Genomic DNA, 21,195 nt, shown 5'->3' with positions numbered 1-21,195 from the left:
CCGAAGAAATGAACCAGCAACTCGCGGGCTTCGCCCCGACACCGATCGCGGCCCGGATGGAGAACCACGGCCGCGCCATGCTCAAGGTCGCCATGTCCAGCGGCCAGGACCTGTACGCGCGCACCGGCTCGATGGTCGCCTACGAAGGCTTCGTGCAGTACGAGCCGAACCCGCCGGCCGTCCGCCAGATCGCCTCCCAGTGGGTGACCGGAGAGGGCGCGCCCATCATGAAGTGCTCCGGCGACGGACTGCTCTACCTCGCCGACTACGGCGCGGATGTCGTCGTCATCAACCTCAACAACGACTCGCTCTCGGTCAACGGGACCAACCTGCTTGCCTTCGACGCGCATCTCCAGTGGGGCGTCGAGCGGGTCAAGGGCCTGGCCAAGTTCGCCGGCCAGGGCCTGTGGAACGTCGAGGTGGCGGGCACCGGCTGGGTGGCCCTCACGTCGCGCGGCACGCCGATCGTCGTCGACTGCGGCCGTGGCGAGGACGAGACGTATGTCGACCCGGACGCCCTTGTCGCCTGGTCCCCGAACCTGAAGGTGAAGGGCAAGCGCAGCTTCAAGGCTTCCTCGCTGATCGGGCGGGGCAGCGGAGAGGCGTACCAGATGGCCTTCTCGGGCCAGGGCATCGTCGTCGTACAGCCGAGCGAGGACAGTACCGACCGCCTGCGGATCCGGAACTGAGGGGGAGCGAGAACACACCATGCAGAGTCCGCTTTTCAGCAACACGGAACAGCAGTCCCAGGACCGGTACGTCGTGCAGAACCCGCAGCTCCTGCGGGTCGCGCTCACCGGCCACGACGACGTCCTCGCCCGCAAGGGCGCCATGGTCGCGTACCAGGGTCTTGTCGACTTCGACGGCGAGTACCAGACGGGCAATCAGCGCCGTGCCCGCGCCAACACCGGCGAGGGCCTGGATCTGATGCGCTGCTCCGGGCAGGGCACCGTCTACTTCGCCAACCTCGCGCAGTACATCCATGTCGTGGACGTCGACCAGGAGGGCATGACGGTCGACAGCGCCTATGTCCTGGCGCTCGACTCCACGCTGCACACCGAAGTCATCGCGGTGGACAGCCAGTACGGAATCTCCGGCTCCGGGAAGTACCAGCTCAATATCTCCGGCCGGGGCAAGGTCGCGCTGATGACCTCCGGCCAGCCGCTGATGATGCAGGTGACGCCCGACAAGTACGTCAGTGTCGACGCCGATGCCATCGTCGCCTGGTCGTCCGCCCTGCGGGTGCAGATGCAGGCGCAGACGCACTCCTCCGGTGTACGACGCAGGCGTGGCAACACCGGCGAGGGCTGGGAACTGAGCTTCCTCGGCCAGGGCTTCGCGCTGGTGCAGCCCAGTGAGGTCATGCCGCCGCAGAGCGCGGAGATCGGACAGGGCCTGCGTGCGCAGTACGGCATGGGCCAGCACGGTGCTCACGCCCAGAACCAGAACAACGCCTGGAACTGACGTCATAGGGCACAGGTAAGGGGCGGCCTCCCTGGAGGCCGCCCCTTACGCGTCGCTGCGTACCTTGGCTCGCTACAGAGCCGCGCGCGTCAGCTCAAGCAGTCGTACGACCGACTTGTCAGCCACGTCCGCCACCTCGTCGTAGGCGAACCAGCGCAGATCCAAAGACTCCTCGCTGATCTCCTCGACCGCTCCGGACGGAGCCAGCGCCGCGTACTGCACATCGAGATGCCAGTGGCAGGGCGCCGGAATCGGATGCCGGTCCAACCGTACGGGGCCGCCGGGCAGCAGCGTCAGGCCCCTGATCCCCGACTCCTCCGTGGCCTCGCGCAGCGCGGCGGCCGCCAGCGTCGTGTCGTCCGGCTCGCAGTGGCCGCCCATCTGGAGCCACATGCCCAGCTTCTTGTGCAGGGTCAGCAGCACCCGCCCGCGCTCGGGGTCGACGACCAGCGCGCTCGCCGTGACATGGCCCGCCCCGCAGGCCTTCCACATTCCGTCGGGATGCGCCGCCAGATGGTCCAGATAGAGGCGGCGCAGCTCCTCCTGGTCCTCGTAGCTCTTCAGTACGAGGACCGCGTCGTCGTGCAGGCTCACTTGTCCTTGTCGCCCTCGTCGTCGTCCTTGCCGAGGTCCTTGTCGAGATTCGGCTTGTTGCCGCCCGCGGCCTCGCCGAGCATCTTGTCCAGCTCGGAGAAGTCGAGCTGCTCGCGGTGGACGAAGCCGTCGGGGTCGTCGAGATCGTTTGCCGTCGGCAGCATGTCAGGGTGCGCCCACAGGCCGTCACGCCCGTCCACGCCCCGGGCGTCGGTGAGCGATGCCCACAGCCGCGAAGCGTCCCGCAGCCGCCGCGGACGCAGCTGAAGGCCGATCAGGGTCGCGAACGTCTGCTCGGCGGGACCGCCTGATGCCCGCCGCCTGCGCAGCGTCTCGCGCAGGGCGTCCGCGGAGGTCAGCCGCGTCGATGCGGCCTCGTGGACCACCGCGTCCACCCAGCCCTCGACGAGGGCAAGCGCGGTCTCCAGACGGGCAAGCGACGCCTTCTGCTCGGGGGTGTCCTCCGGCTGGAACATGCCCTGCTGGAGAGCTTCCTGGAGTTGCTCGGGATTCTGCGGGTCGAATTGGCCGACCACGTCCTCCAGCTTGGACGTGTCGACCTTGATTCCGCGTGCGTACGCCTCGACCGCGCCGAACAGATGCGAGCGCAGCCACGGCACATGCGCGAAGAGCCGCTGGTGGGCGGCCTCGCGCAGCGCGAGATACAGCCGCACCTCCTCCTTGGACACGCCAAGGTCCTTGCCGAGCGCCTCGACGTTCAGCGGCAGGAGCGCGGCCTTGCCGGCCGGGCCGAGCGGCAGACCGATGTCGGTCGAGCCGACCACTTCGCCCGCCAGCACGCCCACGGCCTGCCCGATCTGCTGGCCGAACATCGCGCCGCCCATGGAGCGCATCATGCCGATCAGCGGGCCTGCCATGGCCTGCATCTCCTCGGGCAGTACATCGCCCATGGCCAGACCGACGCGCTCGGCGACCGGGTCGACGAGCTGCTGCCACGCCGGGAGGGTCGCCTCGACCCACTCGGCGCGGCTCCACGCCACGGCCGAGCTGGCGCCGGAGGGAAGCGAGGTCGCTCCGTCCAGCCACAGGTCGGCGAGGCGGACGGCCTCCTCGACCGCGGTGCGCTCGGCCGGGCCGACGCTCTGGTCCTTGGTGCCGTCCGGCGTGCCCTGGGACACCGTCTGGCGCGCGATCTGCTTGGCCATGTCCCAGTTCACGGGACCGCCCTCGTAGCTCAGCATCTGGCCGAGCTGCTGGAAGGCCGCACCCAGGTCGTTCGGGTTCAGGGAGCCGAACATCGCGGCGAACGGGTTGTCCGCGCCGTCCCCAAAGCCGAAACCGAAAGGATTGGCAGGCGAAGGCCCGCCGGAGCCCTGGCCACCTCCGGCGGGATCCTTCTTCTTGCCCTCGTCGCCGTTCTCCGGCTCCTCCGGCGGAAGGCCGAATCCGAATGGGGTGTCACTCACGGGTTTCCTCGGCTCGTAGGGCCACCGGCTTCCTGCCGGCGGCGGCTGCCCGACAACACACCCAGCGTAGACATGCGGGTCGCATATGGGCTCAGTGCTCCGCCGACCTTTGGCCTGCGGCAGGATGGAAGCCACCTGGTACGTACGCGTTCATTCGCTCACGTACTGAAGACAACCGCTGGAGACGCCTGGTGAGTTCCCCAGATCCGCAGGTTCGCGCAGCGCGAAACCGCTCAACCCAGACCTCGGCCCCGGGCCGCGGGTCGGCCGGCCGTGGCCCCGTGGTCGCGATCACCGGTGCCGCCACGGGCGTGGGTGACCTGCTCACCCGGCGCCTCGCCGGGTCCGACGAGATCAAGCAGGTCATCGCGATCGACGAGCGCCGGGGCGAGGTCTCCGAGGCGCAGTGGCACATTCTCGACGTACGCGACCCGGCCATCGCCGAGAAGCTGCGCGGCGCTGACGTGGTCGTGCACCTGGCGCTCGACCTCGACCTGGAGACCGACCCGGCCGCCCGCACGGCATACAACGTGCGCGGTACACAGACTGTGCTGACCGCCGCCGCGGCTGCGGGCGTCCACCGGGTCGTCCTGTGCACTTCGGCAATGGTCTACGGGGCGCTGCCCGAGAACGACATCCCCCTCTCGGAGGACGCGGAGCTGCGCGCCACCGCCGAAGCCACGGGCGTCAGTGACCTGCTGGAGATCGAACGCCTGGGCCGCCGTGCGCCGCGCGCCCACCCCGGGCTGAACGTCACGGTGGTAAGGCCCGCCGTCCTGGTGGGCGGTACTGACACCGCGCTGACCCGCTACTTCGAGTCGCCGCGCCTCCTTGTGGTCGCCGGATCTCGTCCCACCTGGCAGTTCTGCCATGTCGAGGACCTGGTGACAGCCCTGGAGTACGCCGCGTTGGAGAAGGTCGACGGCGAGCTGGCCGTCGGCTGCGACGGCTGGCTCGAACAGGAGGAGGTCGAGGAGCTCAGCGGCATCCGCCGGATGGAGCTGCCTTCTGCGGTCGCCCTGGGCGCTGCGGCTCGGCTCCACCGGATCGGCCTCACCCCGTCTCCGGCCGGGGATCTGGCGTACACGATGCACCCCTGGGTGGTCAGTGTGAGCCGGCTCCACGATGCGGGCTGGCGTCCTCAGTGGACCAACGAGGAGGTCCTGGCTGCGCTGCTGGAGGAGGTGGAGGGCCGCCACACGGTCGCGGGCCGCCGCCTCGGCCGCAAGGACGCGACCGCGGCCGGCGCCGCGGGTGCGACGGTGGCGCTGCTCGGTACGGCCGCGCTGGTGCGACGTGCGCGCAAGGCCAGACGTCGTATGTAGGAGGCTCCAAGCCGGTGCCGCCCCGGCCGGTCGAATGGGCTATTTCTCGATGTCAGTGGCGTACGGCACGATGGACGGCATGGCAAGCACGTACGACCACCCCGGTGAGCAGGCGGCCCAGGACCCCATCCGTCTGCTCGCGATCCGCGACACGCCGCTCTCCGTCGACGAGGTCTTCGCGGCCGTCGGCGACGACGCGGCGGGTGGCACCGCGCTCTTCGTCGGCACCGTGCGCAATCACGACGGCGGCGCGGATGTGGACACGCTGGGGTACTCCTGCCATCCCACGGCGGAGGCCGAGATGCGCCGTGTCGCCGAGAAGGTGGCGGCGGAGTTTCCTGTACGGGCGCTTGCCGCGGTCCATCGTGTGGGTGACCTGGCGGTCGGCGATCTGGCGGTCGTCGTCGCCGTGTCGTGCCCGCACCGGGGAGAGGCCTTCGAGGCCTGCCGGAAGCTGATCGACGACCTCAAGCACGAAGTGCCGATCTGGAAGCACCAGAAGTTCTCCGACGGCTCGGAGGAGTGGGTCGGCGCCTGCTGAGGCAGGATCGGCTGAAACCCGGAGAGTTACCAAGCGCCTGATTTGCGTAACCGCCCCCCTGCCATGAGTGTTGAACTCGCAGACACTAATCTGCTGATCACTCAGTTGCGTACGTTCATGGGGTAAGGGGGTCGCGATGGCGGCACTCGCTTGGCTGCTGATTCCGCTTTTCGCTGCCGTGGGTGCTGCGATATGGGGAAGCTGGGCTTCACGTAACCGGACGTCGGGGGATGTTGCCGAGCTTGCCGGATATGCGCGGTTCCGCGATGCGATGGAGAAAGCGGGCTCCGGTACCGACGCCGCCTGACGCGGCCGACGCCGCGTGACCCAGGGGGACCCGGCCGCTGACCGTACGCAGTTGCCAAGACGCCACGTACGGACTGGCCCCGGCGGTGCACTGACAGACCCGTCCCGTACTGTCGTTCCATGCCACGCCGCACCGCGACGATGCTCGCTTCCACCCTGATTTTCATCGCGCTGCTCTGCGCCGGGGTGTTCATTACAGTGCCGTATTCGGAGATGTCGCCCGGGCCGACGGTCAACACGCTCGGCGCGGCCGGTGGCGAGCCGGTCCTGCAGATCTCCGGCCGCAAGACGTACCCGACGAGTGGCCATCTCAATATGACGACGGTCAGGGTCACCGGCGCGGACTACAAGATGAACCTCGTGGAGGCGGTGTACGGCTGGCTGGCCCACGACAACGTGGTGGTGCCGCACGACACGCTCTACCCGGACGGGAAGACCGAGGAGCAGTCGACACAGGAGAACGCCGAGGAGTTCACCCAGTCGCAGGAGAGCGCCAAGGTCGCGGCGCTCCAGCAGCTGAAGATCCCGGTGAAGTCGCGGGTCGTGGTCTCCACGGTCCTCAAGAACACACCTTCGGAGAACCGGCTGCACGCGGGGGATGTGATCCGCGCGGTGGACGGTACGGCGGTGAAGGAGCCGGGCGACGTCGCGAAGCTGGTCGTGAAGCACAAGCCCGGCCAGGACGTGGTCTTCACGATCGTGCCCGCGAAGGAGGCGGCCGCGGCGGAGAAGGCGGGCAAGGAGCCGGACGCCACGCGGAAGGTCACGATCACCACGGTCAAGGCGGACAAGGAGAACCGGGCGATCGTCGGCATCCAGGCGGGTACCGATCACACGTTTCCGTTCAGCATCGACATCAACCTGGCGGATGTCGGGGGCCCGAGTGCGGGCCTGATGTTCGCCCTCGGGATCGTCGACAAGCTGACGCCGGCGGACCTGACGGGCGGGAAGTTCGTGGCGGGCACCGGGACGATCGACGACAAGGGGAAGGTCGGTCCGATCGGGGGGATCGAGATGAAGCTGGTGGGGGCGCGGAACGCGGGGGCGCAGTATTTCCTGACGCCGAGCGAGAACTGCGCGGCGGCCGTGTCGGACATTCCGGACGGGCTGACGCTGGTGAAGGTGAACACGATCGCCGATGCGACGAAGTCGCTGGAGAAGATTCGGTCGGGGGACACGGCGGGGTTGGTGGGCTGCGCGGCGGGCTGAGCGGGGGTCCGTTCCCCAGGCCCGCCCCTTCCCGAAACTGGGGGGTGCCCCCAGATCCCCGGGATGGTGCCCTGGCGATCCGACCCGCGGTGCAACGAGAGACACCGCCGTAGCCGGACCTCGCGACCCGGTACGGCGGTGCCGCAGAACTGATTACGCCGCGAACGTCGCCGAGAGCGCCTCCGCCAGGCCCGGGACCAGGGCGGAGCCCGTCAGGACCTCCTTCGGGGAGTCCTTTTCGCGCAGGCGCAGCGCCGATTCGCGCGTGCCGTCGCGCAGGACCGCGACCGTCATGCGGACCTCCTGGCGGTCGGGGTGGGACGAGACCCACTTGGTGAGGGCCTTGTCGTCGAGGCCGGCCGGGACCGAGGACTCGGCCGAGGGCGGGAGCATCTGGCGCTCCACCGTCAGCGCGCAGCCCGCCACCGCGTCCGGCCAGGCGATCGTTGCGAGGAACTCGTCCAGCGGGGTGCCGGCCGGAATCTCGTCCTGCTCGATCGGGGTCAGCGGCGCGGCCGCTTCGTCGGCGTCGAGGCCGAGCTGGGCCGCGAGGCCAGGTTCGTGGGAGCGCAGATGTGCGGTGTCGACGAGCGCGAAGAGCCTGGCCGGCTGGTCCCAGCCGAGGCCGGACGCGTACTCGTCGATTTCGAGCACGGCGCGGGTCAGCGGGCTGGCGGCCATCGGGGGGCCGGAAGGGGAAACGTTGGGCATGGCCAATATCCTGCCTCCTTCCGGCCCCAAGACGGGAACTAGGTAAAGCCTCAGTAAGTTGCAGTAGTGGGCTCTACGATCGCGGGGCCCGTTTCACACGACCGCGAACTTCGAGGTGCGCACGTTGGCTTTCCAGATGCCGGACCGCGGCGGAGGCCCGACAGGGCCACGGATCAGAGTGGGCCGGCCGTCCCGGCGGGTCCGCACCCTGCTCATGACGCTGGGCGTCCTGGCCGTTCTGGCCATGGCGTTCGTCATGTTCGCCGGGTTCTGGACCGACTGGCTCTGGTACCGATCGGTGCACTACTCCTCCGTCTTCACCACCACCCTGTGGACCAAGGTCGGACTGTTCGCCGTCTTCGGGCTGCTGATGGCCGCGGCCGTCGGCGTCAACATCTGGCTCGCTCACCGGCTGCGCCCGCCGCTGAGCGCGATGTCGCTGGAGCAGCAGAGCCTCGACCGGTACCGGATGGGCATCGCGCCGTACAAGAAGTGGGTGCTCCTCGGGATCACCGCTCTCGTCGGGCTGATCTCCGGAGCCTCGGCCACCGGTCAGTGGCGCACCTGGCTGATGTGGGTCAATGGCGTGTCCTTCGGCCAGAAGGACCCGCAGTTCCACATGGACGTGTCGTTCTACGCGTTCGATCTGCCCTGGTACCGGTTCCTCCTCGGCTTCGGCTTCGCGGCCGCTGTGCTCTCGCTGATCGCCGCCGCCCTGACGCACTACCTGTACGGCGGGCTGCGCATCACCAGCCCCGGCGCGCGGGCGACCGGCGCGGCGACCGGGCATCTCTCGGTACTGCTGGGCGTCTTCGTCTCGCTCAAGGCCGTGGCGTACTGGCTCGACCGGTACGGCCTCGCGGTGAAGTCCAGCGACTTCAAGGCCACCGGCAACTGGACGGGCCTGCGGTACGTCGACGCCAACGCCTACCTCCCGGCGAAGACGATCCTGTTCTGTATCGCCGTCATCTGCGCTCTGCTGTTCTTCGCGACGCTGTGGCGCCGCACCTGGCAGCTCCCGGTGATCGGCTTCGGGCTGATGGTCCTGTCCGCGATCCTCATCGGCGGCCTCTACCCGGCGATCGTGCAGAAGTTCCAGGTCCAGCCGAACGAGCAGGCCAAAGAAAGCCCGTACATCAAGAAGAACATCGAGGCCACGCGTCACGCGTACGGCATCGACAAGGCCAACCCCGAGGACTACTCCGGCAAGGGTGACCCCAAGCGGAAGGCCCAGCAGCGCGCTGCCGCACCTTCGGCGGCGAGTTACCGACTCGTGGACTCGAACGTGGTCTCGCCCGCCTTCCAGCAGCTCCAACAGGAGCGCAAGTACTACCAGTTCCCCGCGACCCTCGACGTGGACCGGTACACCGGCCCCGACGGCAAGCCGCAGGACACGGTCATCGGTCTGCGTGAGCTCAACATCACGGGCATCCAGAAGCGCAACTGGATCAACGACCACTTCACCTACACCCATGGCTACGGCGCGATCGCGGCCAAGGGCACGAACACCATCACGGACCCCGACAAGGGCACCGTCGGCTCGCCCGACTTCACCGAGTCCGGAATGCCGACCGGCGGTCAGCTCGGCACGTACGAGCAGCGGATCTACTACGGCGAGAAGACGGAGCAGTACTCCATCGTCGGCGGCCCGCAGAAGGAGCTCGACTACGAGGCGAGCGTCGGGCCCACCAAGTACACGAGCTACAAGGGCAAGAGCGGGGTCAACCTCTCCAACCCGCTCAACCGCGCTGCGTACGCCGTCGCCTTCAGCGAGCCGCAGATCCTGTACTCGGGAGCCGTCGGCGAGGGCTCGCGGATTCTGTACAACCGCACGCCCAAGGAGCGCGTCGAGGCGGTCGCCCCCTGGTTGACCATCGACGGCGACGCCTATCCGGCGGTCGTCGACGGCCGGATCCAGTGGATCGTCGACGCGTACACCACGACCAACGGCTACCCCTACGCCTCGCGTACGACGCTGGGCGAGACCACTGCCGACTCGCTGACCACCAATCAGCGCGCCGTGGTCGCCCAGCAGAACCAGGTCAACTACATCCGCAACTCGGTGAAGGCGACCGTCGACGCGTACGACGGCACGGTCAACCTGTACCAGTGGGACACCCAGGACCCGGTGCTCAAGACCTGGATGAAGGCGTTCCCGGGCACGGTGAAGGCGAAAGACGAGATCTCGCCGTCGCTCAAGGCCCATCTGCGGTACCCGCAGGACATGTTCAAGGTGCAGCGTGAGCTGCTCACCCGGTACCACGTCACCGAGCCCGAGCAGTTCTACAGCGGCTCGGACGCCTGGCAGGTGCCGGACGACCCCACGAACAAGGACACCAGCGCCGTCCCGCCGTACTACCTGAGCCTGAAGATGCCCGGCGACCAGACGCAGAAGTTCTCGCTGACGACGACGTTCACGCCGGCCGGGCGTCCCAACCTGGGTGCGTTCATGGCGGTCGACGCCGATGCCAACAGCGACAAGTACGGCACGATAAGGCTGTTGAGAGTCACCGAGACCGTGCAAGGTCCACAACAGGTGCAGAGTGAGCTCAACGGCAATGACGACGTCGCCGAGTTCGTGAGAAACCTCAGAGGCACCGACTCGGACATCGAGTACGGCAACCTGCTGACGGTGCCGCTCGACGGCGGTTTCCTCTATATCGAGCCGGTGTACGCACGGGGCGGCAGCGCGAACTACCCGCTGCTGAAGAAGGTGGCCGCCGCCTACGGCGGAGGCAAGCCGGTCTTCAAGGACAGTCTCTCCGAAGCACTTGACGCGGCCTTCGGACAGGTCGGCACCGAGCAGCCACCGCCGACGACGACACCGCCACCGGGCACCAAGCCACCGGCGACCGGTGACGCGGCGACGAAGGCTGCCATCGCGGATGCCCTGAAGGCGCATCAGGACGCCGAGGCGGCACTGTCGAAGGACCCGAAGGACTGGGAGGCGTACGGCAAGGCCCAGGAGGCTCTTGACGACGCGCTGCGCAGGCTCTCCGAGGCGCAGTCCAAGCCCAGCCCGACGGCCACCCCGTCCAAGGGTGGCTGACCGTGGCTGAAGGCGGCTGAGCAGGCACCATCCCGCGCCGTGGTACGGTTGCAACACAACGGCGCGGGGTGGAGCAGCTCGGTAGCTCGCTGGGCTCATAACCCAGAGGTCGCAGGTTCAAATCCTGTCCCCGCTACTGAAATGAAGAGGGCCCGGATCCTTTGAGGATCCGGGCCCTCTTCGTGCGTATGTGCTGCTGGTGAGAACTGTGTGCCGCGTGGCGCGAGTTGGGGTTCGGCGTGTTTGACTTATCTCTCTGTGGGCATGTCGACAAAACGCTGAAGTGACCTCGCTGGCTGCGGTATACCAGGTGTACGCGGGTTGCAGGTGGTGCGACGATGGAATTTATGGGGGACAGGGCAACTCTGTTGGAGACAGGGCGGTTTGTGCAGCGGCATGCCGGAGACGTGGCGGATGCGACCAGTTCTGCCGTAGCCGCTGGCAACGTTGACGGCGCCGGCAGTGGTGGAAGTGCCGACTCGGTGGAGACCGCCGGGGCCGAGGCACGGCACCGGCGCGCGGCCGAAAGCGGCGACACCGCGTCGATGAGCGTGCTCGGCGCGCTGTTGCTGCGCCGTGGCGACCTCGACGGCGCCGAGCCGTACCTGCGTGCCGCGACCGCCGAAGGCGACCGCGCCGCCGCCAACAACCTGGGTGTCCTGCTCCACCAGCGCGGGTACGCCGACGAGGCGGCCGGATGGTGGCGTATCGCCGCCGTCGCCGGTTCCGCGGCCGCGGCGCATGCGCTGGGGCGCCACTTCCGCGAGCGCGGCGACGAGCCGGCCGCGGAGTACTGGCTGCGCCAGTCCGCCGAGCAGGGGCATGCGCTGGGGGCCTACGCCCTCGCCGACCTGCTGGAGCACCGCAGCGACGTGGGTGCGGAGCGCTGGCTGCGCGCTGCGGCCGAGCAGGGACACCGTGAGGCGGCCTACCGGCTTGCCCGCGCGCTGGAGCGCCGGGCGGCGGAAGAGGCACGCGCGGGCGGGGACGTGGGCCTGGTTCTGGGGCGCACGGAGAACGCGGCGCGGGTGCAGGCGCAGGGTCGTGCGGGCGGCGGGGACGCGGTCCCGGCGGTCGGCGCGGTTTCGGGTACGTCGGCTACGTCGGGTGCCGGTGGCGGCGCAGGCGGTCGCGCTGCGGATGCCCCGGCATCCGCTGTCCACGCGCCCCTCGTCGGCGGCGAGGGCGGCGAGCTCTCCGTACTCGACGAGGCCGCTCAGTGGTACCAGCAGGCCGCCGCGCGTGGGCATCGGCGGGCCGCGCTGCACCTCGGCGCGATCCTCGAGAAGCGCGGCGAGCTCAAGGAGGCCGGTCGCTGGTACCTCACCTCCGCCAAGGACGGTGAGGCCCGCGCCGCCTGCGCGCTCGGATTCCTGCTGCGCGACGCAGGCGACGAGGAGAGCGCCGCCGTCTGGTGGCTGCGCGCCGCGCAGGACGGTGACGGCAATGCCGCCAACGCCCTCGGCGCGCTGCATGCCGCCCGCGGTGAGCAGCAGACCGCCGAGCGCTGGTACCGCGCCGCCATGGACGCGGGTGACGTCAACGGTGCGTACAACCTGGGGCTGCTCTGCGCTGCCCAGGACCGTACGCCGCAGGCCGAGCAGTGGTATCGCCGCGCCGCCTACGCGGGTCACCGCGAGGCCGCCAACGCGCTCGCCGTGCTGCTTCTGCAGGCCGGGGACGCGACCGGCGCCGAGCCCTGGTTCTCCAAGGCCGCCGAGGCGGGAAGCGTCGACGCCGCCTTCAACCTGGGCATCCTCTACGTCGGCCGGGACGACGACCGTACGGCCCTGTCCTGGTACGAGCGGGCAGCGGCCGCCGGGCACACCGAGGCAGCCCTCCAGGTGGGTATCGCGCTGCTCAGGGACGGCGACGAGCAGGCCGCCGAGCGTCATCTGCGCTGCGCGGCGGGCGGCGGCAGTGCCGAGGCCGCGTTCCGGCTCGCCACCGTGCTCGACTCCCGCCAGCCGCCGCCGGGCCCGCCCGCGCTCGGTGAGCCGATGGCGGAGAAGAGCGAGTGCGAGGAGTGGTACGAGCGCGCTGCAGAGCAGGGGCACCGGCGTGCCCAGGTACGGGTGGGGATGCTCGCCGCGACTCGCGGAGACATGGCCGATGCCGCACGCTGGTACCGGGAGGCCGCCGAGGCGGGCAGCCGCAACGGCGCTTTCAACCTCGGGCTGCTCCTGGCCCGCGAGGGCAATGAGCGCGAGGCGGCCCTGTGGTGGGCCCGTGCGGCCCGCGCGGGGCACGGCCGGGCGGCGCTGCGCCTGGCCCTCCTCGCGGCCCGCAGGGGCGAGCTGACCGAGGGGCAGCGGTGGTGCGCACGTGCCGTCGAACTGGGTCCCGCCGAGGTGGCGGAGCGTGCGGCGCGGCTGCGCGACGCGCTCCACCAGGAGCTCACGGCGTAGCGACGGATGCAGAGACGAATATCGATTTGCGCTGGTCGGCGGGGTGACGTAGTGTTGCGTTCATCGACGCGGGGTGGAGCAGCTCGGTAGCTCGCTGGGCTCATAACCCAGAGGTCGCAGGTTCAAATCCTGTCCCCGCTACTGAAGACGAAGGCCCGGATCCATCAGGATCCGGGCCTTCGTCGTGTGTCGAACGGGTACGCGAAAGGCCCGGCACCACGAGGTGCCGGGCCTTCGGAAAACCTCAGCGTCAGGCCGACGCGCAGTTCGGGCACGTGCCCCGGTACGTCACCTCGACGTCCGAGATCGTGAAGCCGAAGCGCTCCGAGTCCGGGAGGTCCGCCAGCGGGTTGCCCGCGGGATGGACGTCGCGGATCGCGCCGCACTGGGCGCAGACCAGGTGCTGGTGGGGGCGGTGCGCGTTCGGGTCGTACCGCTTGGCGCGGCGGTCCGTCGAGACTTCGAGGACCTCGCCGAGGCTGACCAGCTCGCCCAGGGTGTTGTACACCGTCGCCCGGGAGATCTCGGGCAGCCTCGTCACGGCGCGCGCATGCACCTCGTCTGCCGTCAGGTGGACATGTTCGCCGTCGAGGACCTCAGCCACGACACGCCGCTGCGCCGTCATGCGCCAGCCACGTCCGCGAAGTCGTTCCAACAGGTCACTCATAAGGACCAGCCTAACAGTGGTTCGACCCAGATACGGAACGGGTGTGACTTTGGATACTCGTTTGACTTAGACAAAGTCCATTGTAGGATCAAGTCCGGCAAACGCCGAGGGACAGGACTTGCAGGTATGACGCAGGAGGCGCACGTGACGCAGGGACCGCTCACCACGGAGGCCGGCGCGCCGGTCGCCGACAACCAGAACAGCGAGACCGCGGGCGTCGGCGGGCCGGTTCTGGTTCAGGACCAGCTGCTGCTCGAGAAGCTCGCGCACTTCAACCGTGAGCGCATCCCGGAGCGCATCGTCCACGCGCGCGGTGCCGGTGCGTACGGCACCTTCACGCTGACCCGCGACGTCTCGCAATGGACGCGTGCGAAGTTCCTCTCCGAGGTCGGCAAGCAGACCGAGACCTTCCTCCGCTTCTCCACCGTGGCCGGAAACCTGGGTTCGGCGGACGCGGTGCGTGACCCGCGCGGCTTCGCGCTGAAGTTCTACACCGAAGAGGGCAATTACGACCTCGTCGGCAACAACACCCCGGTGTTCTTCATCAAGGACGCCATCAAGTTCCCCGACTTCATCCACACGCAGAAGCGCGACCCGTACACCGGCTCGCAGGAAGCCGACAACGTGTGGGACTTCTGGGGCCTGAGCCCCGAGTCGACGCACCAGGTGACCTGGCTCTTCGGCGACCGCGGCATACCCGCGACGCTGCGCCACATGAACGGCTACGGCTCGCACACGTACCAGTGGAACAACGAGGCCGGCGAGGTCTTCTGGGTCAAGTACCACTTCAAGACGGACCAGGGGATCAAGAACCTGACCTCGCAAGAGGCCGCGATGCTCGCCGGTGAGGACCCGGACTCCCACCAGCGCGACCTGCGCGAGGCCATCGAGCGCGGCGAGTTCCCGTCCTGGACCGTGCAGATCCAGGTCATGCCGGCGGCCGAGGCGGCGAACTACCGCTTCAATCCGTTCGACCTCACCAAGGTGTGGCCGCACGAGGACTACCCGCCGGTCGAGATCGGCAAGCTGGAGCTCAACCGCAACCCGGAGAACATCTTTGCCGAGGTCGAGCAGAGCATCTTCTCGCCCGCCCACTTCGTGCCGGGCATCGGTCCCTCGCCGGACAAGATGCTCCAGGGCCGTCTCTTCGCGTACGGAGATGCCCACCGCTACCGCGTCGGCATCAACGCCGACCACCTGCCGGTGAACCGCCCGCACGCCACCGAGGCGCGTACGAACAGCCGTGACGGCTACCTGTACGACGGCCGCCACAAGGGCGCCAAGAACTACGAGCCGAACAGCTTCGGCGGCCCGTTCCAGACGGACAAGCCGCTGTGGCAGTCGACCGCCGACTTCATGGCCGGCACGGGCAACCACGAGGCCCCCTCGCACGCCGAGGACAACGACTTCGTGCAGGCGGGCAACCTCTACCGGCTGATGTCGCAGGAGGAAAAGGGCCGCCTCATCGAGAACCTCGCCGGGTTCATCGCCAAGGTGTCGCGCGACGACATCGCCGAACGCGCGGTCGACAACTTCCGTCAGGCCGACGGAGACTTCGGCAAGCGGCTGGAGGCTGAGGTCCAGGCATTGCGTGCCTGAACTACGCTCCTGAACCACCTCACGAGAGCCGGATCCCAGCCCGGGGATCCGGCCCTCCGGCCTATCCGGCGAGCGTTGCCGGGTGTCGCCGTGCCGGGGCCCAGCAGCGGATGATGTCGCGTACGGAGACGATGCCGACAGGTCCGCCGTCGTCGAGCACGATCAGATGCCGGAAGCCGCCGTGTGTCATGGCTTCCGCAGCCTCCTCCAGGGTCCATGAGGGCGCGGCGAAGACGACGTCGGTGGTGGTGTGGGTGCCGGCGGGTTCCAGATCGGGGTTCTGCCCCGCACCCACCGAGTTCAGGATGTCGCGCTCGGTCAGAATGCCGAGGCCGCCCGCGTCGCTGTCGAGGACGACGGCGGCGCCGACGCGGCGCGCGGCCATCAGGCGGGCCGCCTGGCGGAGTGTGTGTGCGGGTCCGATGGTGAGGACCACCGTGCTCATGGCGTCACGGACGAGCATGGATGGAGCCACCTCCTTGGTGGATCGGTCGTTCGGGAACCGATTCACAAGTTCACAAGTGGGGGGACTCTCAGAGTCGCAGCCCTGGGGCGGGGCAGCAAGAGGGCGCGCACGGGCGGAAAAGGGTGTATATACCCGTCAGTTGGCTGTCCGCTGACCGTCAGTAGCGCTGGTTGAGATATCCCAGCAGCTCTTCGTGGAGCAGACCGTTGGACGCGGCGGCGTTGCCACTGTGCGGACCAGGGCGTCCGTCCAGGCCGGTGAAGGATCCGCCCGCCTCCTGGACGACGATCGCTGTGGCCGCCATGTCCCAGAGTGACAGCTCCGGCTCGGCACAGATGTCCACCGAACCCTCGGCGACCATCATGTACGGCCAGAAGTCGCCATAGCCGCGTGTGCGCCAGCAGGCCCGGGTCAGATCGAGGAAGCCGTCGAGCCGCCCCTGCTCCTCCCAGCCGCTCAGCGAGGAGTACGCGAACGAGGCGTCCCGGATCCGGCCGACCTTGGAGACCCGCAGCCGGCTCGCCGAGCTCAGACTGCGCCCGGTGTACGCGCCGCCGCCCTGCGCCGCCCACCAGCGGCGGCCGAGCGCCGGGGCCGACACCACGCCCACGACGGGCTGGTAGCCGCCCTCGCCCTGCACCATCAGCGAGATCAGCGTCGCCCAGACCGGCACTCCACGCACATAGTTCTTGGTGCCGTCGATCGGGTCGATCACCCAGCGCCGGGGGCCCGTGCCCTCGATGCCGTACTCCTCGCCGAGGATCGCGTCACGCGGCCGCGCCCGCTGGAGCTGTCCGCGGATCAGCTCCTCCGCCGCCTTGTCGGCCTCGCTCACCGGCGTCATGTCCGGCTTGGTCTCGACCTTCAGGTCCAGAGCCTTGAACCGGTCCATCGTGGCGGCGTCGGCGGCGTCCGCGAGGACATGGGCAAGACGCAGATCGTCGTGGTAGTCGGGCATGGCCGTCACTCTATCCGGGCTCAACGTGGCCGCCCGGGGCCCTGTCCCGCCCGGCTTCCGGGCCCTGTCCGGCATGGCTATTGACAGTGGATGGCCGCGCGTCAACTCTGAGCGCAGTGCCGCACGGCCTCACAGGCGCACGGCCGCAGAGCCGTACGGCCCGGGAGGCGACGATGCCTACAGCGCGCGAGTCCTTGCTGAACGCCGCTCTTGCGGCGCTCGCCGATCTGCCCTGGTCAGGGGTGCGGATGGTCGATGTCGCCTCCGCCGCCGGGGTCTCGCGGCAGACCCTCTACAACGAGTTCGGCAGCAAGGACGGTCTCGCCCGCGCGCTGGTGCGGCGCGAGGCCGACGCTTATCTCCATGGCGTGGAGCGGCTGCTGGCCGAGCGGACCGGGGCCGCGGACCGGCTGGTCTCGGTCGCCGAGTGGACCGTCGCCGAGGCGCGCGCGAAGCCGCTGCTGCGGGCCCTGCTCACGGCCTGCTGGGGCGAGCGGCTGCCCGCGCCGAGGCCGGCCCGGCGCGGTGCAGTGCTGTCCGGGGTGCCCGCCCAGCGGCGCGCCGACGCGGGGCCGCCGTCCCCGGCGGATCTGGTCGCGGCGGTACGGGACCGCTCGGTGGCCGCTCTGGAACAAGGGCTGTCCGACGGGCGGACGAAGGAGGAGTCGGCCGACGTGGCGCGCCGCTGCGAGCTGGCGGCGCGGCTCGCGCTCGCCCATGTGGTCGCGCCCGTCGGCGAAGAGGTCGGGCAGCTGGTGCGCACGGCCGTGGGCGGGGCCGCCGGCGAGTGGGTCAGTGGCTCCGTCAGTGCGACGAGCCCGACAGCTGGAGACCGATGACGCCGACGATCACCAGCGAGATCGAGACGATCTTGAGGGTGGACACCAGGTCGCCGAGGAAGATCATTCCGTAGATCGCGGTGCCCGCCGCGCCGATGCCCGTCCACACCGCGTACGCGGGACCGACGTCGAGCTTCCTCAGGGCGAGCGTCAACAGACCGAAGCTTCCCAGCGCGAAGGCGGCGAAGGCGATGGTCGGCCACAGTCTGGTGAAGCCGTGCGAGAGTTTGAGACAGACCGCGAACCCCGTCTCCAGGATTCCGGCGACCACCACCAGCAGCCACGCCATGGTCTGTGCCTCCCGCATCAGTCGGTGACTGCTTCGTCGGACTTGGTGCGATTATGCACTTACCAACTGCCGCGGGCCGCAAACGTGCGGGAGTCAGTCCCCCTCGCGTCGTTCCCTGGTGGCCAGCAGACGCCGCAGCGAATAGAGCCGCGCCGGATCCGCGTGCCCCTCGGCGACCCACTCGTCCAGCGCGCAGTCCGGCTCGTCATGACTGCATGCCCGCGGACAGCCCTCCGTACCCGGTACGAGATCGGGGAAGGCGAGGATCACGCGGGACGGATCGACATGGTGCAGACCGAAGGAGCGCACGCCCGGGGTGTCGATCACCCAGCCGCCCTCCTTGCCCGAGAGCGGAAGGGCCAGCGCCGATGTGGTGGTGTGCCGGCCGCGGCCCGTGACCGCGTTGACAACGCCCGTGCTGCGTCGACGGTCCTTCGGGACAAGGGCGTTGACCAGGGTCGTCTTGCCGACGCCGGAGTGACCGACGAACACGGTGGTCCTTCCCCGGAGGTGCTCGTAGACCCGGTCGGCCGCGGCGCCGTCCACGAACTCGTCGCGCGTGGTGACGATATGGGGGACGCCCAGTGCGCCGTACTTCTCCAGCAGTTCGTCGGGCGAGGCCAGATCCGACTTGGTCAGTACGAGGAGCGGGGTGAGCCCGCCGTCGTACGCCGCGACGATGCAGCGGTCGATCAGCCGCGGGCGCGGTTCCGGGTCGGCCAGCGCCGTCACGATTGCCAGTTGGTCGGCGTTGGCGACGACCACGCGCTCGTACGGATCGTCGTCGTCGGCGGTCCTGCGCAGCACCGACTTGCGCTCCTCGATGCGCACGATGCGCGCGAGGGTGTCCTTCTCGCCGGACAGATCGCCGACGATGCCGACACGGTCGCCCACCACCGCGGCCTTGCGGCCCAGTTCGCGGGCCTTCATCGCCATCACCACGCGGTCCTCGACGAGACAGGTGAGCCGACCCCGGTCGACGGTCAGGACCATGCCCTCGACCGCGTCCTCGTGCTTGGGGCGAATGTTGGAACGGGGCCGGTTGCCCTTGCGGTTGGGGCGGGAGCGGATGTCGTCCTCGTCGGTGTGCTTGCCGTAGCGGCGCATCTGTCGTCAGGCCCCGAGCATTCCGGCCCACATCCGCGGGAAGTCGGGCAGGGTCTTGGCGGTCGTCGCCACGTTCTCGATCTGAACGCCCTCGACGGCGAGGCCGATGATCGAGCCCGCCGTGGCCATCCGGTGGTCGTGGTACGTGTGGAAGACGCCGCCGTGCAGCGGGCGCGGGCGGATGTGCAGCCCGTCCTCGGTCTCGGTGACATCGCCGCCGAGCTCGTTGATCTCCTTGGTCAGGGCCGCGAGGCGGTCCGTCTCGTGGAGGCGCAGATGTGCCACGCCGCGCAGCGTGGAGGGGGAGTCGGCGAGCGCCGCGACCGCCGCGATGCCCGGGGTCAGTTCGCCGACCTCGCCGAGATCGACGTCGATGCCGTGGATACGGCCCGTGCCGGTGAACGTCAGACCCGACTCGGTCAGTTCGCAGGAACCGCCCATCTCGGTGAAGATCCGGCGCAGCGCGTCACCGGGCTGGGTGGTGCGCTCGGGCCAGTCGGGGATGGTGACCCGGCCGCCGGTGATCAGCGCGGCGGCGAGGAACGGCTGGGCGTTGGACAGATCCGGCTCGACCGTCAGATCGCGGCCGAGCAGGGCGGAGGGGGAGACCCGCCAGACATTGGGCTCGCCGCCGGTCTCGGGCTCGTCGACCTGGGCGCCGACCGCGCGGAGCATGTCGACGGTCATCCGGATGTGCGGCATGGAGGGGAGGGTGCCGCCGATGTGGCGTACCTCCACGCCCTGGTTGAAGCGCGGTGCGGACAGCAGAAGAGCGCTGACGAACTGCGAGGACGAGGAGGCGTCGATCTCCACCGGGCCGCCGTCCAGCGCGCCGCTGCCGAACACGGTCATCGGGAGCGAGCCGCGGCCGTCGTCGTCGATACGGGCGCCGAGTACGCGCAGCGCGTCGATCACGCCGTTCAGCGGGCGCTCGTAGGAACGGGGGTCGCCGTCGAAGCGGACCGCGCCGTCGGCCAGTGCGGCGACAGGGGGCAGGAAGCGCATCACCGTACCGGCGTTGCCGACGTCGATCGTGGCGGGCCCGTGCAGACCGGCGGGAATGACGCGCCAGGCCTCGCCCTCGCCGTCGTGGCTGCCCGCGACCGTGGAGCTGGAGGACACCGTCTCCTCGATGCCGACGCCCAGCGCGCGCAGGGCCTCTGCCATCAGAAGGCTGTCCCGGGAGCGCAGCGGGCGGCGCAGCCAGCCGGGTTCGGCCGCCAGGGCAGCCAGCACCAGGGCCCGGTTGGTGACCGATTTGGACCCGGGCACGGTCACCGTCGCTTCGACGGCTCCGGTCGCGTAGGGGGCGGGCCACAGGGCGGGGTGCACGGAGCTTTCGGTCATGGCCATCACTTTAGTGGCTCCGCGAAGACCAGGATCTTGATCAAAAGTGGCGAAATAGGGGCGTAACCGGGGAGTGATAGGGGCTCGGCGGTCAGGTTTCCCGGCCCGTCCGCCCACCGGACCGCGGGTGTTCAAAGGCCCAGCAGCCAGCGGCCGCCGCCGATCAGTGAACACAGTGACACGGCATGGAACAGGAACAGCCACATCGCCGCCGGTACATGGGTCAGCCGGGACAGCTGATCGGCGTCCGAGTCCGGGGCCCCGCCGTGGCGGCGCTTGGACTGGAGCTCGAAGGCCGGTCGTACGCCGCCGAGCAGCAGGAACCACACGGCGGTGTAGGCGAAGGCGGCCTGCACCTCCGGTTCTGTCAGCCAGGAGACAAGGAGGAAGGCGGCTCCGGTGAGGATCACCGTAAGCGCGCCGTACGCGTTGCGGATCATCACCAGCATCGCGATGAGCAGGGCGGTGGCCAGCCAGAGAAGCAGCGTGATGTGGTGCGCGGCGAGCAGCCAGGCGCCGCCGAGGCCCAGGAGCGGCGGCGCGGTGTAGCCCGCGGCCGCCGTGAGGATCATGCCGAGACCGGTGGGCCTGCCGCGGCTGACTGTGAGGCCGCTGGTGTCGGAGTGCAGCCGGATGCCGTCGAGCCGACGGCCGGTGAGCAGCGCGACGAGGCCGTGGCCGCCCTCGTGGGCGATGGTGATGGCGTTGCGCGAGATCCGCCATATCGGGTGGGGTGCGACGGCGCCGAGAGCGATGACGCCCGCGACGAGGACGAGCCATTCGTCGGGGGCGGGCTGAGAGCCGAAGACGCGGTCCCAGAGATCGGTGGCGGACTGTGTGATGGCCATTTCTCGGGCGGCTCCTCGGGCGGCGGGCAGGAGTGGCAGTC

At 69.4% G+C, this 21,195-nt stretch carries 20 protein-coding genes and 2 tRNA genes; 12 read left to right on the top strand and 10 right to left on the bottom strand.

What is annotated here, in order from left to right; translation table 11 throughout:
* The first annotated feature begins 8 nt into the window (after positions 1–8).
* Both OG905_RS14560 and OG905_RS14555 read left to right on the top strand, forming a co-directional pair.
* Positions 9–689 (top strand): AIM24 family protein, encoded by a 681-nt coding sequence (locus OG905_RS14560; protein WP_328669034.1) that lies wholly within the window; start codon positions 9–11, stop codon positions 687–689.
* A 19-nt stretch (positions 690–708) separates the two neighbouring features.
* Positions 709–1,464: an AIM24 family protein gene (locus OG905_RS14555; RefSeq protein WP_328669032.1), complete on the top strand. Its 756-nt coding sequence runs from the start codon at positions 709–711 to the stop codon at positions 1,462–1,464.
* 72 nt (positions 1,465–1,536) lie between these two features.
* Here the strand turns inward: OG905_RS14555 and OG905_RS14550 are convergent, their stop codons facing one another.
* Together OG905_RS14550 and OG905_RS14545 are read right to left on the bottom strand one after the other, a co-directional pair.
* On the bottom strand, positions 1,537–2,058 hold the full coding sequence (locus tag OG905_RS14550; protein WP_328669030.1) for an NUDIX hydrolase: 522 nt from the start codon (positions 2,056–2,058) through the stop codon (positions 1,537–1,539).
* Positions 2,055–3,485, bottom strand: a complete 1,431-nt coding sequence (locus OG905_RS14545) for a zinc-dependent metalloprotease (protein ID WP_328669028.1) — start codon at positions 3,483–3,485, stop codon at positions 2,055–2,057. The genes OG905_RS14550 and OG905_RS14545 overlap by 4 nt, the downstream gene beginning before the upstream one ends.
* A gap of 191 nt (positions 3,486–3,676) precedes the next feature.
* On the opposite strand from OG905_RS14545, the gene OG905_RS14540 reads away from it, so the two are divergent.
* The 4 genes from OG905_RS14540 to OG905_RS14525 all read left to right on the top strand — a co-directional run bounded on the left by OG905_RS14540 (position 3,677) and on the right by OG905_RS14525 (position 6,866).
* A complete protein-coding gene (locus OG905_RS14540; protein ID WP_328669027.1) occupies positions 3,677–4,810 on the top strand; it encodes an SDR family oxidoreductase in 1,134 nt (377 codons plus the stop codon).
* Positions 4,811–4,889: 79 nt separating this feature from the next.
* Positions 4,890–5,351: a molybdenum cofactor biosynthesis protein MoaE gene (locus OG905_RS14535; protein ID WP_328669026.1), complete on the top strand. Its 462-nt coding sequence runs from the start codon at positions 4,890–4,892 to the stop codon at positions 5,349–5,351.
* Between the two features lie 136 nt (positions 5,352–5,487).
* Positions 5,488–5,658: a hypothetical protein gene (locus tag OG905_RS14530; protein WP_328669025.1), complete on the top strand. Its 171-nt coding sequence runs from the start codon at positions 5,488–5,490 to the stop codon at positions 5,656–5,658.
* 119 nt (positions 5,659–5,777) lie between these two features.
* Positions 5,778–6,866, top strand: coding sequence for a YlbL family protein (locus OG905_RS14525; RefSeq protein ID WP_328669024.1), 1,089 nt, complete (start codon positions 5,778–5,780; stop codon positions 6,864–6,866).
* A gap of 153 nt (positions 6,867–7,019) precedes the next feature.
* Here the strand turns inward: OG905_RS14525 and OG905_RS14520 are convergent, their stop codons facing one another.
* A complete protein-coding gene (locus tag OG905_RS14520; protein ID WP_328669023.1) occupies positions 7,020–7,577 on the bottom strand; it encodes a PPA1309 family protein in 558 nt (185 codons plus the stop codon).
* A 136-nt stretch (positions 7,578–7,713) separates the two neighbouring features.
* Here OG905_RS14520 and OG905_RS14515 point away from each other — a divergent pair, with 136 nt between their 5' ends.
* The 4 genes from OG905_RS14515 to OG905_RS14500 all read left to right on the top strand — a co-directional run bounded on the left by OG905_RS14515 (position 7,714) and on the right by OG905_RS14500 (position 13,175).
* Positions 7,714–10,626 (top strand): UPF0182 family membrane protein, encoded by a 2,913-nt coding sequence (locus OG905_RS14515; RefSeq protein WP_328682333.1) that lies wholly within the window; start codon positions 7,714–7,716, stop codon positions 10,624–10,626.
* A 62-nt stretch (positions 10,627–10,688) separates the two neighbouring features.
* A tRNA-Met gene (locus OG905_RS14510) sits at positions 10,689–10,762 on the top strand.
* A 202-nt stretch (positions 10,763–10,964) separates the two neighbouring features.
* The gene (locus OG905_RS14505) at positions 10,965–13,034 is read left to right on the top strand and encodes a tetratricopeptide repeat protein (RefSeq protein ID WP_328669021.1); all 2,070 of its coding nucleotides are present in this window, start codon (positions 10,965–10,967) and stop codon (positions 13,032–13,034) included.
* A gap of 67 nt (positions 13,035–13,101) precedes the next feature.
* Positions 13,102–13,175 (top strand) — tRNA-Met (locus OG905_RS14500).
* Between the two features lie 109 nt (positions 13,176–13,284).
* Here the strand turns inward: OG905_RS14500 and OG905_RS14495 are convergent.
* Positions 13,285–13,701 carry a Fur family transcriptional regulator gene (locus tag OG905_RS14495; protein WP_328669019.1) on the bottom strand — a complete coding sequence of 139 codons (417 nt, stop codon included), beginning with the start codon at positions 13,699–13,701 and terminating at the stop codon, positions 13,285–13,287.
* Positions 13,702–13,827: 126 nt separating this feature from the next.
* On the opposite strand from OG905_RS14495, the gene OG905_RS14490 reads away from it, so the two are divergent.
* Positions 13,828–15,300, top strand: coding sequence for a catalase (locus tag OG905_RS14490; RefSeq protein ID WP_328669017.1), 1,473 nt, complete (start codon positions 13,828–13,830; stop codon positions 15,298–15,300).
* A 61-nt stretch (positions 15,301–15,361) separates the two neighbouring features.
* Here OG905_RS14490 and OG905_RS14485 read toward each other — a convergent pair whose 3' ends face one another.
* Positions 15,362–15,763 (bottom strand): CBS domain-containing protein, encoded by a 402-nt coding sequence (locus OG905_RS14485; protein ID WP_328669015.1) that lies wholly within the window; start codon positions 15,761–15,763, stop codon positions 15,362–15,364.
* Positions 15,764–15,923: 160 nt separating this feature from the next.
* Entirely contained in the window at positions 15,924–16,724 is an 801-nt protein-coding gene (hisN, locus tag OG905_RS14480) for a histidinol-phosphatase (RefSeq protein WP_328669012.1), read from the bottom strand.
* Between the two features lie 173 nt (positions 16,725–16,897).
* On the opposite strand from hisN, the gene OG905_RS14475 reads away from it, so the two are divergent.
* Positions 16,898–17,563, top strand: coding sequence for a TetR/AcrR family transcriptional regulator (locus OG905_RS14475; protein ID WP_328669010.1), 666 nt, complete (start codon positions 16,898–16,900; stop codon positions 17,561–17,563).
* On the opposite strand, the gene OG905_RS14470 is transcribed toward OG905_RS14475, so the two are convergent.
* The 4 genes from OG905_RS14470 to OG905_RS14455 all read right to left on the bottom strand — a co-directional run bounded on the left by OG905_RS14470 (position 17,529) and on the right by OG905_RS14455 (position 21,154).
* A complete protein-coding gene (locus tag OG905_RS14470; RefSeq protein ID WP_328682331.1) occupies positions 17,529–17,852 on the bottom strand; it encodes a DMT family transporter in 324 nt (107 codons plus the stop codon). The two genes, OG905_RS14475 and OG905_RS14470, sit on opposite strands and share 35 nt — an antisense overlap.
* A 93-nt stretch (positions 17,853–17,945) precedes the next feature.
* Positions 17,946–18,959, bottom strand: a complete 1,014-nt coding sequence (gene rsgA, locus OG905_RS14465) for a ribosome small subunit-dependent GTPase A (RefSeq protein WP_266487215.1) — start codon at positions 18,957–18,959, stop codon at positions 17,946–17,948.
* 6 nt (positions 18,960–18,965) lie between these two features.
* Entirely contained in the window at positions 18,966–20,306 is a 1,341-nt protein-coding gene (gene aroA, locus OG905_RS14460) for a 3-phosphoshikimate 1-carboxyvinyltransferase (protein ID WP_266487216.1), read from the bottom strand.
* Positions 20,307–20,437: 131 nt separating this feature from the next.
* Positions 20,438–21,154: a M50 family metallopeptidase gene (locus tag OG905_RS14455; protein ID WP_324982794.1), complete on the bottom strand. Its 717-nt coding sequence runs from the start codon at positions 21,152–21,154 to the stop codon at positions 20,438–20,440.
* Positions 21,155–21,195: the final 41 nt, after the last annotated feature.

This window comes from Streptomyces sp. NBC_00322 (genome assembly GCF_036147535.1).
Lineage (GTDB): Bacteria > Actinomycetota > Actinomycetes > Streptomycetales > Streptomycetaceae > Streptomyces.
This window is presented reverse-complemented; position numbering and strand designations above follow the sequence as displayed.